Source organism: Polyangium sp. y55x31 (genome assembly GCF_029946505.1).
Lineage (GTDB): Bacteria > Myxococcota_A > Polyangia > Polyangiales > Polyangiaceae > Polyangium.
Genome location: NZ_JARZHG010000028.1, coordinates 120197 through 134419 on the forward strand (window position 1 = coordinate 120197; position 14223 = coordinate 134419).

11 protein-coding genes are annotated in these 14223 nt (G+C 69.1%); 3 read left to right on the forward strand and 8 right to left on the reverse strand.

Annotation, left to right across the window (positions count from 1 at the left end):
• Positions 1-65 precede the first annotated feature (65 nt).
• Positions 66-1661: a tetratricopeptide repeat protein gene (locus QHF84_RS35490; RefSeq protein WP_281317952.1), complete on the forward strand. Its 1596-nt coding sequence runs from the start codon at positions 66-68 to the stop codon at positions 1659-1661.
• Here QHF84_RS35490 and QHF84_RS35495 read toward each other — a convergent pair.
• Both QHF84_RS35495 and QHF84_RS35500 read right to left on the reverse strand, forming a co-directional pair.
• Positions 1650-2297: a hypothetical protein gene (locus QHF84_RS35495; protein ID WP_281317953.1), complete on the reverse strand. Its 648-nt coding sequence runs from the start codon at positions 2295-2297 to the stop codon at positions 1650-1652. The two genes, QHF84_RS35490 and QHF84_RS35495, sit on opposite strands and share 12 nt — an antisense overlap.
• Before the next feature lie 63 nt (positions 2298-2360).
• Positions 2361-3182 (reverse strand): hypothetical protein, encoded by an 822-nt coding sequence (locus QHF84_RS35500; RefSeq protein ID WP_281317954.1) that lies wholly within the window; start codon positions 3180-3182, stop codon positions 2361-2363.
• Positions 3183-3253: 71 nt separating this feature from the next.
• Between QHF84_RS35500 and QHF84_RS35505 the strand changes: the two genes are divergently transcribed.
• Entirely contained in the window at positions 3254-3784 is a 531-nt protein-coding gene (locus tag QHF84_RS35505; protein ID WP_281317955.1) for a mismatch-specific DNA-glycosylase, read from the forward strand.
• Here the strand turns inward: QHF84_RS35505 and QHF84_RS35510 are convergent.
• From QHF84_RS35510 to QHF84_RS35520, 3 genes are all read right to left on the reverse strand, one after another.
• Entirely contained in the window at positions 3781-4581 is an 801-nt protein-coding gene (locus QHF84_RS35510) for a DNA alkylation repair protein (protein ID WP_281317956.1), read from the reverse strand. The two genes, QHF84_RS35505 and QHF84_RS35510, sit on opposite strands and share 4 nt — an antisense overlap.
• Positions 4582-4659: 78 nt before the next feature.
• Positions 4660-7344, reverse strand: coding sequence for a hypothetical protein (locus QHF84_RS35515; protein WP_281317957.1), 2685 nt, complete (start codon positions 7342-7344; stop codon positions 4660-4662).
• Positions 7345-7416: 72 nt separating this feature from the next.
• Positions 7417-9081, reverse strand: a complete 1665-nt coding sequence (locus tag QHF84_RS35520) for a nitrite/sulfite reductase (RefSeq protein WP_281317958.1) — start codon at positions 9079-9081, stop codon at positions 7417-7419.
• 120 nt (positions 9082-9201) lie between these two features.
• Here QHF84_RS35520 and QHF84_RS35525 point away from each other — a divergent pair, with 120 nt between their 5' ends.
• A complete protein-coding gene (locus QHF84_RS35525) occupies positions 9202-10398 on the forward strand; it encodes a PLP-dependent aspartate aminotransferase family protein (protein WP_281317959.1) in 1197 nt (398 codons plus the stop codon).
• On the opposite strand, the gene QHF84_RS35530 is transcribed toward QHF84_RS35525, so the two are convergent.
• The 3 genes from QHF84_RS35530 to QHF84_RS35540 all read right to left on the reverse strand — a co-directional run bounded on the left by QHF84_RS35530 (position 10399) and on the right by QHF84_RS35540 (position 14221).
• Positions 10399-11967, reverse strand: coding sequence for a serine/threonine-protein kinase (locus tag QHF84_RS35530; protein WP_281317960.1), 1569 nt, complete (start codon positions 11965-11967; stop codon positions 10399-10401).
• 107 nt (positions 11968-12074) lie between these two features.
• On the reverse strand, positions 12075-13856 hold the full coding sequence (locus QHF84_RS35535) for a radical SAM protein (protein WP_281317961.1): 1782 nt from the start codon (positions 13854-13856) through the stop codon (positions 12075-12077).
• Complete coding sequence (locus tag QHF84_RS35540) at positions 13853-14221, reverse strand: hypothetical protein (RefSeq protein WP_281317962.1); 369 nt, start codon at positions 14219-14221, stop codon at positions 13853-13855. The genes QHF84_RS35535 and QHF84_RS35540 overlap by 4 nt, the downstream gene beginning before the upstream one ends.
• Positions 14222-14223 lie beyond the last annotated feature (2 nt).

Here is a 14223-nt window from a genome sequence, read left to right on the forward strand (position 1 = left end):
TGCCGGCGCGCGCGTGACAAGCTTTTGCTTTACGCCGGACATCACCCGACGTATCGAAGCGCCTCGTGACGATCGACGAGGGGCGCCAAGCGGGGACGCGCGCAGCCTGGGAAACGCTCGGGCGCCACGATCCGGCCTCCGCCCGCGACGTGAACCAGGCGCTCGAAGCCGCGCGCCTCGCGTTTCGCCTCGGCGACCGGCGCCTCGTCGACGCATGGATCACGCAGGCGCTCGCGCTCGCAGCGGCGGAGGGCCCACGCGCGGCGGCGAAGGTTCACCTTGCCGCGGCGAGCTTCGATCGCAGCGCGGGGCGGTTTTTGGGCTGCCAAAGGCACGTCGAGCGAGCGCTCGCGCTCGCTCCCGACGAACCCGCGCTGCGCGAGCGCGCGGACGTCCTCCTGCACGCGTTCGGCTGGCCAAACGAAAAAGGTTCTTCGGAGACGCACAATCCTCGGTCTGCGGAGGCCGAAGCGCTCGTGATGCGCGCCCGCGAGAAGAGCGCGAGCGGCGATTCGCGCGGCGCCATTCGTGATCTGCTCGCGGCCAAACACATCGCGGACGAGGCGCAGATCTGGGTGATCGATCTCGAGCTCGTCGCGCTCGGCCGGCGGCATTTCGGGTTCCTCGACGTCGAGGCGCTCACGGCGATCGGCCGTGGCCCGGACGAACCCACCCGCAAAGCCGAAATCGAGCGCGCGCTGCATCGACGATTCGTGGCCCCTGTCCTCGATCGCGCCGCGCCCCTCGTGAACCGCGCCTGGGACGCGCTCCCGGAGGCCGCGCTCGCGCCGCTCGCGTGGCGGCTCGGCGACCGATTCCGCGAGGAAGAAGGCGAGCTCCCGACCCCGCGCGCCCTGCGGCTCCGCCTCCTCGCGCGCCTCTTTCCCGAGGCCATGCTCGCCCGGCTCGGCGACCTTCACGACCTCCCGCTCCGCAGCTCGGCGCGGCACCGCGCCAAGGTCGTGCAATGGTCGATCCGCAGCCGGCCCCCCGCGGACGTGCTCGGCGAATTCGACGTGATCCGGCAAGCGCATCCGCGTTCGCATCACCCGCATGCCTACCGGGGCGAATTGCTCCTCTGGCTCGGGCGCGTCGACGAGGCCGAAGAGGATTTCCGTCGTGGCCTCGCCATCCAGCCCCGCGCCCGGTGGTTGCACATCGGCATGGGCGCGGTGCACGTCCTCCGGGGCGAATACGCCGCGGCGCTCACCTGTTTTCAGCGCAGCATCGATTGCGCCCCGGCGCTCGTGGGTCCCACGCTCTACGGCGTTCGTGGCGAGGCGCATCGATTGCGAGGGGATCTCTCCGCAGCCGTGGAGGACCTCGCGCGCACCTGCCGCGACACGCCCTCTCGCGTGAGCGCCTGGGTGAACCTGTGGCTGACGGAGGACGATCTCGGGCACGCCGAGGCGCGTGACGCGGCCTGGAAAGAGCTCACGCGCCGCGCACCGTGGCTCCTCGCGGACGCCGCCGAGGAGGCGCTCGGGCTCGCTTTGCCCGCGGTCGAGGACCAACCCGCCCGCCGCGCCACGCTGGAGCATGCACTCCGGATGCTCCGTGGCAATCGCTCCTCGTCCTGCGTCACCTATTTCACGCGGGAAGGCGAGTTGCGCACGGTCTTCGACGTTGGTTCGTCCCGCCAAGCCAGTTCAGAACCGTAAACGCACGCCTGCCGATCCCGGCCCGATCAAGAGCTCCGGCACGAGCGCTTCCTGGGGCTTGATCGTATCGGTTCGCTGCAAGAAATCCTCTTTCCACGCGACGCCGGTGATGAGCAGCGCGGCGCCGGCGATCTGCGTCAAACCGTCGAGCAAGAACACGGTCCGCAGGCCGCTCGGCAAGTCGTCCCTCGCCACGCCGACGGTGATGAAGGGCCCGGCGACGGGGATGTACATGGTCGCGAACCGGTCGTCCCCCGAGAGCACCGCGGTCGTCGCGCCCATGAGCGAGATCGAGTAGGCCGTCGCGAACAGGACCGAGCCAGCAATGACGAGCTTCCTGCGATTTCGCTGGATCCGCGTGTATTCGGGCGGGATCGGCTTGCCTTCTTCGTACGCGATGACGTCAGGCAGGGGCTCGACGCTCGGCAGACGATATCCGTAGGGCGGAGGTGGATACGGATAAGGATATGGATACGGGTACGGAGCAGGATATCGCGGATCGGGCTGCGCAGTGACCGGCGTCGGCTGCGGCTGCGGCTGCGAGGGCGCATCCTCGGCCCTCGCCGCGGAGGAAGCCACGACGAGCGAGAGGCTCGCCCCCAAAGCCACGTACGTTCGTTGCCCATGACGTTTCATCGCCCGATGCACCTCGATCGTCGGGACATCGTACCGCCGTTCGTTTCGCGCTCGCAACAGCGCTCAAGCCGCCCCGGAGGCGCGCTCGCCGGCCACGAGGGCTCCGACGGCGCCGCAATACGCGCCGCGTCGAAGGAAACGGGCGGAGAGCCCCGTGAGCTCGAGCGTCTGCGTGAGGACCTCGACGAGCGCCGGGTTCTCCGCGAGCGTGGAGCCGCCGAGCACAACCATGTCCGCGCCGGCGAGCCGCGCAATCCCCGCGCAAACGAGCGCGATGTTCTCCCCCACGAGCCCGACGAGCGCATGCGCGAGGTCGGCCGGCTCCGTCGAGGCGAGCTTCGCGAAATTGGAAGCCGTGAGGTGCGCCGGAATGGGCGCGCCTTGCGAATACACATCGCCGACGAGCAGGTCCACCGAACCGCGCTTGCCGCGCGCCGCGAGCGCCGAAAGCTCGGCGAACGAGGCCGCGCCCACGAGCAACCTGCCGAGCCCGACGAGCGTGCCCCCGCCGAGCCCCGTCCCGCCCGCACGTACGGCCGAATCACCGTCGACGACGAGCACGGACGTGCCCGTGCCCGCCGAGACGAGCAGGTGCCGCGCGGGCAAGGCGAGGCCCTCCTCGGCGGCGAGGGCCGCGGCGCCGAGCGACCAGGCCTCGAACTCGGAGAGGCCCTCCACGGCCGCGCCGAGCGCGCTCGCGCCGAGCACGGCCGCGCCTCCGCCCGTCAACACGATGCGGCGAGGAGCGAGCTCGACGATACGCGCGCGGACGGCGTCGAGGTCACGCGAGGGCCATCGCTCGGTGTGAAGCTCGCCCGCCCGAAAGGCGATCTTCGTGAGGGTCGCGCCGAGGTCGAGGCCGAGGACGGGAAGAGCAGGCGGCATGGTGGACCCACGATATCACGGTTCCCTGGACAAACCCGCGGGCGAGACTAGAATCCGAGGCGTTTCTCGTCATGCCCTCGTCCAAGCAAGCTACCCCCGACATCCTCGCTCCGGACCTCGACGCCTTGTTCATCGGGATCAACCCGGGGCTCCTCTCGGCGCAGAAGGGGCACAACTTCGCAAATCCGGCGAACGCGTTCTGGAAATTGCTGCACGAGAGCGGCCTCGTCCCGGAGCGCCTCGCCCCCGAGGAGGAGATGCGCCTGCTCGATCATGGCCTCGGCTTGACGAACCTGGTCGCCCGCGCGACGCGCGGCGTGATGGATCTCGGGCGCGAGGACTACGACGCGGGCAGGCGCGCGCTCACCACGAAGATCCGGAAGGTTCGGCCCCGCATGGTGGTCTTCGTGGGCATCACGGTTTGTCGGAGTTATTTCGACAAGAAGGCCTCGGAGCCCATCCCCTGCGGCGAGCAGCCGGAGAAGATCTGCGGCGCGCGGGTCTTCGTGGTCCCGAACCCGAGCGGGCGGAATGCCCATTTTTCGTACGCGGAGATGCTCGAGCATTACCGGGTCGTGGCCCGCGCGCTCGACCGCGTTTAGCTGGCCTTCGCCTTCTTCGCGGGCGCTTTCTTCGCCGCCGCCTTCTTCGCCGGCGCCGCTTTCGTTGCCTTCGCGGCCGCGGTGGGCTTTTCGGCCTTCTTCGTGGCCGCAGGCTTGGCGCCGCCCGCGCGTTTCGCGGCGTGGGCGACCATCTTCGCGATGTATTCGGTCGCGTCCGGCGTCTTGCAGTTCGTCTCGCCGTGATCGACCTCGACCTTGCCGATCACGCGCGCCGCTTCGAGCGCCTGCGCGCGGAGCGGCTCGATGTAGCCGCCAATCGAGATCAAAGCATTGTTCATGCCGTATCGCGTGCGGTTCTGCGAGCCGTGGATCTTCTTTTCGATGCGCTTCAAAAGACGCGCCGCCTCTTTCTCGGGCAGCTCGCCCCGCGCCGCCACGCCCGAGAGGACGAACCAGCCGGCCGTGCTCGCGAATTCACCCGGAAGGTCGATCCAGCGCAGCCCGATCGCGAGCGCGTCCTTGCGGCGCGCGGCGAGCGTGGCGACGGCGCCCTCGATCACGTAGTCCAGCGCGACGGCGAGCCACGCGTCGAGCTCGTCGTGGGAGAACGCCTCGGGATCGGCGATCTTCGTGGCGAGGATACGCGCGTCGTGGTTGCCGGTCGCCCAGAGCGCGAGCGCGAGGACGTGGTTCTGCTTGATGGTTTTGACGAGCTTTTCGAGGTCGCCGTACGAGACGCCGAACGTCGGGTCCTTGACGCCGTGGCGGGCGTAAATTTTGGCCGTATTCGGTTTGCCCTTCTCGCGCAGGGTCGAAAGGACGGTGTCGAGATCCATGACAGGCTATCCTCCTCCGCGGCAAAACGCGAGAGCGAGGCTAACCCATCATGGACGCCCGACGGAACGGAAAAACGCCTACGGCGCGAGGCAGGGCATGGCCCCGCAGGGATCGATGACCTTGCCGGTCGAGCGCAGGAACTCGGAGATCTGAAGACGCGCGCCGGGCTGCACGCGCGGAACGCCGTGCGGATCGACACCGTCGCGCAGCGGCTTGTTCTCGACCGGCGGCGGCGGCGTGCCCTTGTTCAGCATCGCGTCGAACGGCCCGGTATCCCAGACGAAGACCGCCGATCCGAAGTGCGGATAACTCGCGATCGGCTCGATGCCGAAATAAGGCGTCGTATCGGTGGAGCGCCCCGGATTCAGGATGGGCACGTGGATCCCCGCGCCGATCGTGCGCGCCTCGACGTCGGCCGACCATTGCGTGACCTGATGATCGGCGAACGCGTTTTGCATGAGCACCGCGTGGGGCGGCGTCTTCGGGAGCGGATCGTTGCCGATGTGCCACGCATATCCGTTCGTCTCGCCGCGATCCCAGAGCATTTGCATGGAGGAGAAGACGATGCGGCGGTCGAGCTCGTTCGTGTAGGCCTGGTCGAAGAAGACCCGGAGCTGATCGAAGCCCGTGGCGCGGTCGAGCAGGAGGCTGTAGTTCATGCCCGTGACGCCGAGCACGCCGCGGCGGATGTCCTGCGAGATCGCGACGAGCGCGCCGCCGAGGATGCCGCCCTGGCTGATGCCGTAATAAAAGACGTCGCTCGTGTCGATGAGCGGCTGGTTCTGCGGGCCGCCCCGGAACGCCGGATCCGAGATGAAGCCCTGCGGGTGGATCATGAGGCGCGCCAGGAACAGGTTGTTCAGCAGGCCCTGCTGGAGCCGGTCGGCGAGGGTGTTGATCCTGCCAAACTCGGTGACGAGGCGGAGGATGTTTTCGTTGTCGCCCGAGGACATGCCGATGAAGTCCGTCGCGCAGAACACGAAGTTGTACGTGTTCGAGAGCTCGCCGGTCGCGGCTCCGCCGTTCACCTGGCTCGCCGATCCCTGCTGGCCGTGGCCATAAAGCGCGGCGCGGCCGGGCACGACGGGCGACGCGGAATCGTTCCCGTCCGGGAGGGCCGAGCGCGGGATGTTGCAGATGAAGTTCGCCTGGAGCGTGCCATTGCCATCGAATTGATCGGGGAGCCCGTCGTCCGGCGCATCGTAATTGAAGGACGCACCCGCGACGCCGTTCGCCATGTTGAGGTAGTTCGGGACGGTGAACGTGCCGATGATGCGGCGCGAGCGGTTCGCGTCGGGGTTCTGGAGGACCTGGTTGATCGTGAACGTGGGCGCGGCATTGCCGAGTTTTTCGAAGGCGTCGTCACGGATGCGGAGCATGCGGCCGGCGAGGCTGTTCGCGCTGGCCACCGTGAAGTCCCAGGCGAGGTAGAGCTCCTTGCGCTCGATGCCCGCGCCCGCGAGGGCGCCGAAGATCTTCTCCATCGACTCACGACGGGCCTCGATCGCCGGCACGTCCGAGGGGATCGCGTCGCGATAGACCTGGAACGCGTCCGAGGCTTCGAGGATCTGCCCGGCGCTGTCCTTCAAATTGCGCAGCGCCACGACGTACCGGTGTCCTTCGCGGAAATTCACGCCGGCGCGGATGATGAGGGCGCGCGTTTCGTCGCTCGTCGCATACGAATCGAGCTCGCCCCAGACGAGGTGGCGTTCGAGGGTGTCGGCGTCGATCACCACGAGCGGCGAATCGGCTTCGAGCGAGCGCTCCATGTGCGTGATCGGGCCGATCCCGGTCTTGCCGAGGTCGAGCGCCGGTACATACGTGAGCAGCATCTGGCCCGGGGAAAAACCATCGGCGCGGTTCCAGTCCGTCGGATCCATTCCGATCCCGCCGGGGCTCACGATCGTGCCCGCCGGTGCACCCACCGCCGGGGAGAGGTCGACCTCGGCATTGACGGGCATCGAAAGCGGGTGGAGCGCGACGCGGCGGCCCGTGCTCGTCGTGGGGTCGGCCACGGTGAAATGGTCGTTCGGCCACGGGAAGAGGCAATGGGCGGCGTCCAGGAAATCGCAACGATCCGCATTCGTCACGTCGATCGTGCTGGGATCGACGTTGAAGACCGGCGGATCGTCGGTGCATTTCACGAGGACGCCCTTCACGTCGGCGCCGTCCACGGTCCCCTTCCCCGCCTCGACGGCGCACGTCTGCGCGGGATTCGTGGGCTGCGCGGAGACGGTGACGTCGTACGCCTCGCCGTCGGTCTGCGGCGTCGTGAACTGGAAGGCGCCGTCCATCACGACGGAGAGGTCGTCCTTGCCGTTGTTCTGGAGGACGAGGCCCGTCCCTTTCAGGCCCGAGACCTCGCCGCCAATCCAGCGCGGATTCGGCGGGAGCCTCACGCATTCGACGGAGACGCTTTTCACGTCGGCGCCGGCCACGACGCCCTTGCCCCCCGTGATGGTACAGCTCTGCGCGGGATCCGCGGGCTGCACGGCCACCGTCACCTCGTAACCGTCGCCGTCGGCGAGCGCGGGCTTGAAGGTGAATTGCCCGTTCGCCTCGATCTCGAGGTTCGAGAAGAGATCGTCGGGAAGCGCGACCTCGAGGACGAGGCCCTTCCCTTCGAGGCCCTTCGTGGTGCCTCCGAGGCTGTATTCGGTGGACGCGACCGGCGGGGACGTCCCCGGCGCGGGTTCCGAGCCGCACCCGGCCGCGCCGAGGGTGGCGAGCACGAGCGCGTAGGCAAGACGAGTTCGACGCATGGCAATGATCCTCCAGTGGCCCGCGAAGGTATCACGGAGGACCGTCCTGCCGATACGAGGCCGGCGCGCGCGTCAGATCACGTCGGTCGCCGCCGCGAATCCGATGCGCCCGATCTCGCTCGCGCCTTTGCGCACCACGAATTCGCGGAAGCTCTCGCCCTCGGCGCGCTCGGCCACGTAATGCCTCGCGATCGCGGCGATCACCTTGGGCGTCTCCTCCTCGGGCACGCGGCCGTCGAGGCGGTCGCCGATCTTCGCGTCCGGGCCGCAGCCGCCGCCGACGCGCAGCGAATAATGCGGGCGCTCGACGCCGTCCTTGCCCTTCACCATGAGCCCCGTCATGCCGATGTCGGCCACGTGGTGCTGCCCGCACGAGTTCGGGCAGCCCGAGATCTTGATGTCGAACGCGCCGATCTTCTGCACGAGATCATCGGCCTCGGCGCGGTTTCCGCTCTCCGAGAGGTGATCACGCACGAGGGCGCCGACGCCCATGCTCTTCGTGATCGCGAGCGAGCAATAATCGGCGCCGGGGCAGGACACGATGTCCGTGATGTGCCCGGCGTCGGGCTCGGCGAGGCCGATCTGCGAGAGCGCGCGGTGCAAGGCCACGAGGTTGCCCTCGGGGACGAACCGCATCACGAAGTTCTGCGTGTTCGTGGTGCGAACCTCGCCGTTGCCGTACTCGCGCGACAGCGCCGCCAGCCTGCGCATCTGCTCGGCCGTGATGTCGCCGAGCGGGAGCTTGATCGTGACGACCCGGTAGCCGGCCTGCGTCTGCACCAGCGTGTTCGTCCTCTTCCAGCGCGCGAAGGCGGCGTCGCCGATCGCGTCGCCGCCCGGGGCCGGCGGAGGCGCCTCTTCGGTCTTGTATTCGCCGAGGTATCGATCGAGGTCCGCCTCGATCTTCGCGCCCTCCTCGGCCTTGATCTTCGCGAGCTCGTCGTCGAGCCGCTTCATGAACTCGGCCTCGCCGAGCTTGCGGAGCAGGAACTTGATGCGCGCCTTCTTGCGGTTCTTGCGCTCGCCGTCCCGCCAGAAGACACGGATCACCGCGTCGCACGCGGCGAGCACGTCCCGCTCCGGCACGAAGTCACGCCAGAGGTGCGCGATCTCCGGCGTCGAGCCGAGTCCGCCCGCGACGTACACCGCAAAGCCTCGCCCCGCGTCGGTGACGCGCGCCAGCAGGCCGAGGTCGTTGATCATGATCTGCGCGTGGTCGCGCGCGCTGCCCGAGAGGCCGATCTTGAACTTGCGCGGGAGCTTGCGGTTGTGCGGGTGGAACAGGAAGTACTGCGTGATCGCATGCGCGTGCGGCGTCACGTCGAAGACTTCGTCCGGGGCGACGCCCGCGAGGTGCGACGCGGTCACGTTGCGCACCGTGTCGGCGCAGGCGCCCACCGTGGTCACGTCCGCTTGCGCGAGGACGCGCTGCAGCTCCACCGTCTCCTCGATCTCCAGGTGGTGGAGCTGGATGTCCTGACGTGTGGTGACGTGCGCGAGCCCGAGCGCCCAGCGCTCCGTCACCTCCGCGACCGCCTCGAGCTGCGCCGCCGTCATGCGCCCGCCCGGCACCTTGATGCGCTGCATGTGCTTCACGTGCGCGAGCTGCGCGTACACGCCCATCCCCAGGCGAAGCGGGCGAAACTGGTCCGGCGTGAGCTCCCCCCGCTTGAAGCGCTGGATGTTCTCCGCGTACTCGTCGAGCGCGGCCTGCATACGTGACGCTGCGTCAGCCATGGCAGCGAACTTTATCCCTCACTTTTCCGACGCGTCAAGTGTGACAATCTTTCGAAGCTGGGGACCCCGGGAGGATGCTCGGCCCTTCGCGCCGGGTGCCAATTCCGCTAGGACGGTCCCGTGAAGACCGCCCTCCCGACCAGCACGGACTCCGTTCACGCAGGGGAACGCGTCGATCGCCCGCACCACACGCTCGCGCCTTCGATCGCGCTCACGGCGACGTACACGTTCGCCGACTCGGACGACCTCGAACGGTTCATGCGCGGCGAGGATCCGGACCCGGGGCGGCTCGACTACGGCCGCTACGGTAACCCCACCGTGCGCGAGGTCGAGGCGCGCATCGCCGCGCTCGACGGGACCGAGGACGCGCTGCTCTTCCCGAGCGGCATGGCCGCGCTGACGACGACGATCCTCTCGCTCGTGAAGTCCGGCGACGACGTCGTGCTCTTCCGCGACACGTACAGGAGGACGCGGCAGTTCGTGGTGAAGATGCTGTCGCGGCTCGGCGTGTCGCACACGTTGCTCGAGCCCGGAGACCTCGACGGGCTCGCCGCCGCGATCGGGCCGAAGACGCGGCTCGTCATCACGGAGATGCCGACGAACCCGTACCTGCGCTGCGTCGACGCGGAGCGGCTCGCGGACATCTGCAAGAAGACGCGGGCGAAGACGCTCGTGGACGCGACGTTCGCCACGCCCGTCAATGCGATGTTCTCGGCCGTGGGCATCGACCTCGTGGTGCACAGCGCGACGAAGTACCTCGGCGGGCACAACGACGTGCTCGGCGGGAGCGTGTCGGGTCCGTCGTCGCTGCTCTCGCTCGTGCACGAGGCGCGCGACGTGCTCGGCGCCGTGTCCGATCCCCACGCGGCGATGCTCATCGGGCGCGGCATCAAGACGCTGTCCTTGCGCGTCTCGCGGCAGAACCAGACGGCGCTCGCGGTCGCGCGCGCGCTCGAAGCGCATCCGGCCGTGGAGCGCGTGTATTACCCGATGCTCGAATCCCACCCGGATCACGTGATCGCGAAGAAGCACCTCGCGGGCGGCGGAGGCGTCGTGTCGTTCGTGGTCCGCGGCGGCAAGGACGGAGCGCGTCGCGTCGTCGACGCATGCAAGCTCGCCCGGATCGCGCCGAGCCTCGGCGGCGTGGAGACGCTCATCGAGCAGCCCGCGATCATGAGTTATTCGGAGCTCGGACCCGAGGAGCTCGTCGCGGTCGGGATCGCGCCCGGGCTCGTGCGGCTCGCCGTGGGAATCGAGGAGACCGAGGACGTGGTCGCCGACCTCTTGCAGGCCGTGGACGCGGCCGCGGGCGCTTGATCAGCGGTTGAAGGGCTTCAAGGCGAAGCGGGCGCGGTCGAGGGCGTCCATGCCCGAGCGGTCCGTGAGCCAGCATTGCGAATAACCGCCGCGGATCTCGGGCAACTCGTCCCGGCCCGCGAGCTGCTTGCCCACGAATGCGAGGATGTCGCGGGCCTCGCTCGGCGAGAGCGTGATGCCGAGCGAGGCGCGGACGACGACCACGATCGTGCTGCTCGGCCAGCGCCCGATCGTCGACTTCTCCGGGCCGAGCGCGCGCGCGAGGTGGACGAGCTCGCCGATCGTGCGCTCGAGCCCCCAGCCCGTGAAGGGCCGCGCGCGGGGCCCCTCCGGCTTCGGAGGCTCCTGGACCTGGAACACGAGCACCGAGAAAGGGATGCCCGTGCTCGCGCTGAATTGGTACTCGGCTTCGAGGGCCTCGGTGAGCCCCGGCTGGTCGAGCACGCCCTTCACCTCGCTTCGCAAGGTCGGCTCGTACGTCACGGGCGCGTCGCTGAACCGGGACCTCGGCTTCGTGCTGCCGGGCGCGGGCGCGCTCGGGGGCGGCGTCGGGTCGTCGCGCAACCGGTCGCGGCTCGAACGGGGCGCGGGAATGGCCATGGGCGGGCGCTGGGAGATGCGCCGTGTCGCCACCTGCGAGGGCGGCGGCAGCTCGGAGAGCGGCAGGATGGGCCCGGACGGGGGCACGGACACCGGGACCCGGAAGAGGTCGGCGAGCTGGCCGATCGCCGTCGTCGCCCGCTCGGGTCGCTCCTTGGGCTCGCGCGCGCCGACCTTGCGGAACCAATCGTCGAATCCCGCCGGGAGCTGGACGCCGCGCCTCGCCGCGCGTGTCGTGGGCGGCTCCGGCAGCTCGCCGGCGATGATCTTGCCGAAGAGCGCATACACGGACGGGAGCTGCAAGAGCTCGGGCCTCCAGTATGCCTCGCCGACGAGCAGCGTATAGGCGACGTGCGCGAGCGAATAAATATCGGCCGATGCCCGGATCCCGCCATCGCCGTGAATTTGTTCCGGCGCCATGTAGAGAGGCGTACCGACGACGGCGGTGGTGTGCGCGAGGGTCGTGGCGACGGCGACCTTGGCCACGCCGAAGTCGAGGATCTTCACGCAGGGCCGGCCGTCGTCGCGGGTCGTGACGAAGAGGTTTTCCGGCTTGAGATCGCGGTGGACGATGTTCGCGGCGTGCGTCTTGTCGAGGGCGAGCGCGACCTGGGAGAGGTAGAGCACGACCTCGGGCTCGGGCAATGGGCCGCGGCGCTTGACCATGCCGCCGAGCTCTTCGCCGACGAGCAGCTCCATCACGAGAAACGGGAGTTGCGTCGACGTGTCGACGCCCGCGTCGAGGACCTGCACGAGGTGCTCGCTCTCGATCCCGCCGGTGACCGTGGCCTCCTGGGCGAACCGGCCGCGCATCACCGAATTCTCGAGCACCGCCGGGTGCATGACCTTGAGGGCGCGCCTGCGGTTCGTCGGCTCGTCGTGGACCTCGAACACCGCGCCCATCCCGCCCGCCTTGATGCTGCGGACGACGCGGTAACGGTCGTGGAACAAGGCGCCTTGGACGAGCATGGAGGTGACCGGCTCGCGCATCCTAGACCAAATGCGCGGCTCGTTGAAAGGGGTTCTGGCAAACAGGACCGGTCCGTCCGGCCGCTTGCAAGCGATCTAGCGCAGTTTTACGTCGCTTCCACGAGCTCGCGCAGCGAGACCGGCCGAAGCTCGTCGATGCCGTGGATCTCGGCATAACTGCGCAGGATCTCGCCCGGACAGGCGGAGGCGAGCACGCAGCGGGCCTCGTGAGGACACCCGATCGCGGAAGCATGGAAGGCCGCGTGTTCTGCCTCGCCGGCGCGGTGGCGGAAGCGTGGGTCGCGGTACTCGGTGCCCGGAAGCGGAGGCCGCTCGGCGGGCGCGTCGAGCCAGGCCCGCGGCGGCGCGCCGCTCTCGCGCATCCGGCGAAAAACCACACAAGGGACGACGCCCTGCACGTTCATGCGCACGCCGCGCGCGAGTGCCCGGGACATCACGTCGGCCACGTCGGTCATGCGCGGCGCGGACGAAAAATACCGATCGGCGCGTGATTCGAAGCTCGGGTAGGGCATGTGCGGGTAGAAGGACAAACCTCGCGCGGCGGCGAATCGCGCGACGCCTTCGAGCTCGCCGAGGCCCTCGCGCGTGGCGACGCAGAGGATCCACACGGATTCGGGCGACACGCGGGCGAGGAGGTTGCCTACCGCGCGGATGACCTCGGCGTGCGCGCCCTTCCGGCCGACGATCCGGTCGTGCGCGTCGGGCGATTCCGAATAAAGCGGCACGTGGAAGCGCGTTTCGTCGGGGAGCGCGGCGACGACGGCGTCGCAGAAGGCCGGGTCGGCGAGGCGCGTGCACGGGGAGAAGACGTGCGCGGTCCGGTAGCCGAGGTCCTTCGCGCGCCGGAGGACGTCGAGGATCCGCGAATGGGCGAGCGGATCGTAGCCATTGATGCGGACTTTGCGCACGCCGCGGCGGCGGTTCGATTCGAGGTCGGCGTAGAGCCGGGCGAGCACACGATCGCCGCCGTCCTCGGGCGGGGCCGTCTCCTTGATCGAGCAGAACGCGCAGGATTGCCCGCAATCGGCGTCGATCGCGAGGTTCAGGACCTCGCCGTCGGCCGAGGGCTCGGCCTCCTCCGGCGCGGACGGCAAAAGGAGCGTCGGGGCGACGTCCGAGAGGATGTCCGGAAAAACGACGTCGAGGCCCTCGTGATCGCGCAATTGCAGGACGAACGCGACGAGCGCGCGGAGCTCGTCGCCGCCGGGAGGATCGACCGCGCCGAGCGAGAGGTGCTTGATCGAGAAATGCGCCGTCACGGCGAACGCGGGCTTGCTCTCGTCGCGGCGCCCGACGATCACGAGGAGCCTGCGCGCGTCCGATTCCCGGCGGAAATCCAGCACGAGCTCGAGGCCTCCTTCGTGCGATTTTTGCAGGTACGAGCTCGGATAGACGTCGACCAGGGAAAACCCCGCCGCGGCGGGCGCGCCTTCGACGATCTCCGGCGAGAGCAGGGCGCGCAGGCCGTCGCGGCCGAAGATCAGGCGGCCTCGTTCGCGGGAGCGGCCGAGGGCCTCGGCGATCGTCTTTCCTGGGCTCCGTTCGAGCAGCGCGTCGATCGAGGCCGCCACGGCCATCACGAGCCGCGAGACCTCCTCGCGCCGCTCGGGCGTGCGCTCGGCGATCGCGCCGCGATATCGCACAGCGCAGCGCGCGAGCCGCCGGAACACGGGGCCGGGCGCGCCGAGCGGCAGGACCGTGACCTCGACCCAGTCCGCGCTGCCCTTCGCCTCGAACCGCGCCGTGAGCCGGTCGTCGCCTTCGAGCAGGATCGCCTTGCAAGTAAATCCCCCGAGCCGGAGCGGTACGAGGGCCACCTCCATCCCCGACGCCTCGGGCCGCGTCAGGGCGGTTTCGTTCGTGCTCAAACGGATCCCCCGCCGGCCTGGTCCCAGGCCTTCACCCAGGCCACGAAACGATCGATCGTGACGCGGTCGCGGGCATAAATGCGCGATTGCTCGTTGTCGGGCACGTCCTCGGAGAAATACACGATATCGTACCGGGACGAACGGCGATACGCGGGCTCGGCCGGATTCGTGGGCGTGACGATGAACGAGAGGGTTCGTCCCGCCATTTCGAGCTCGACGACGGGCACGGTGCGGCGGAACGTGCGGAGGCGGGCGCCCTTGTTCCGCCAGCCCTCCGGGTTCGGGAAGGCGGGGCCGCCAAAATCGCGGGAAAACGCCGCGGAGAGGGCGTCGACGAGGTGTTGCATCACGTCGGGTTCGGTCATGT

Coding starts and splice junctions, on each gene's coding strand:
- QHF84_RS35500 (WP_281317954.1), bottom strand. CDS start 3,182: ATGCCGCCTGCTCTTCCCGTCCTCGGCCTCGACCTCGGCGCGACCCTC.
- QHF84_RS35495 (WP_281317953.1), bottom strand. CDS start 2,297: ATGAAACGTCATGGGCAACGAACGTACGTGGCTTTGGGGGCGAGCCTC.
- QHF84_RS35530 (WP_281317960.1), bottom strand. CDS start 11,967: ATGCTCGTCCAAGGCGCCTTGTTCCACGACCGTTACCGCGTCGTCCGC.
- QHF84_RS35510 (WP_281317956.1), bottom strand. CDS start 4,581: ATGGATCTCGACACCGTCCTTTCGACCCTGCGCGAGAAGGGCAAACCG.
- QHF84_RS35505 (WP_281317955.1), top strand. CDS start 3,254: ATGCCCTCGTCCAAGCAAGCTACCCCCGACATCCTCGCTCCGGACCTC.
- QHF84_RS35520 (WP_281317958.1), bottom strand. CDS start 9,081: ATGGCTGACGCAGCGTCACGTATGCAGGCCGCGCTCGACGAGTACGCG.
- QHF84_RS35540 (WP_281317962.1), bottom strand. CDS start 14,221: ATGACCGAACCCGACGTGATGCAACACCTCGTCGACGCCCTCTCCGCG.
- QHF84_RS35515 (WP_281317957.1), bottom strand. CDS start 7,344: ATGCGTCGAACTCGTCTTGCCTACGCGCTCGTGCTCGCCACCCTCGGC.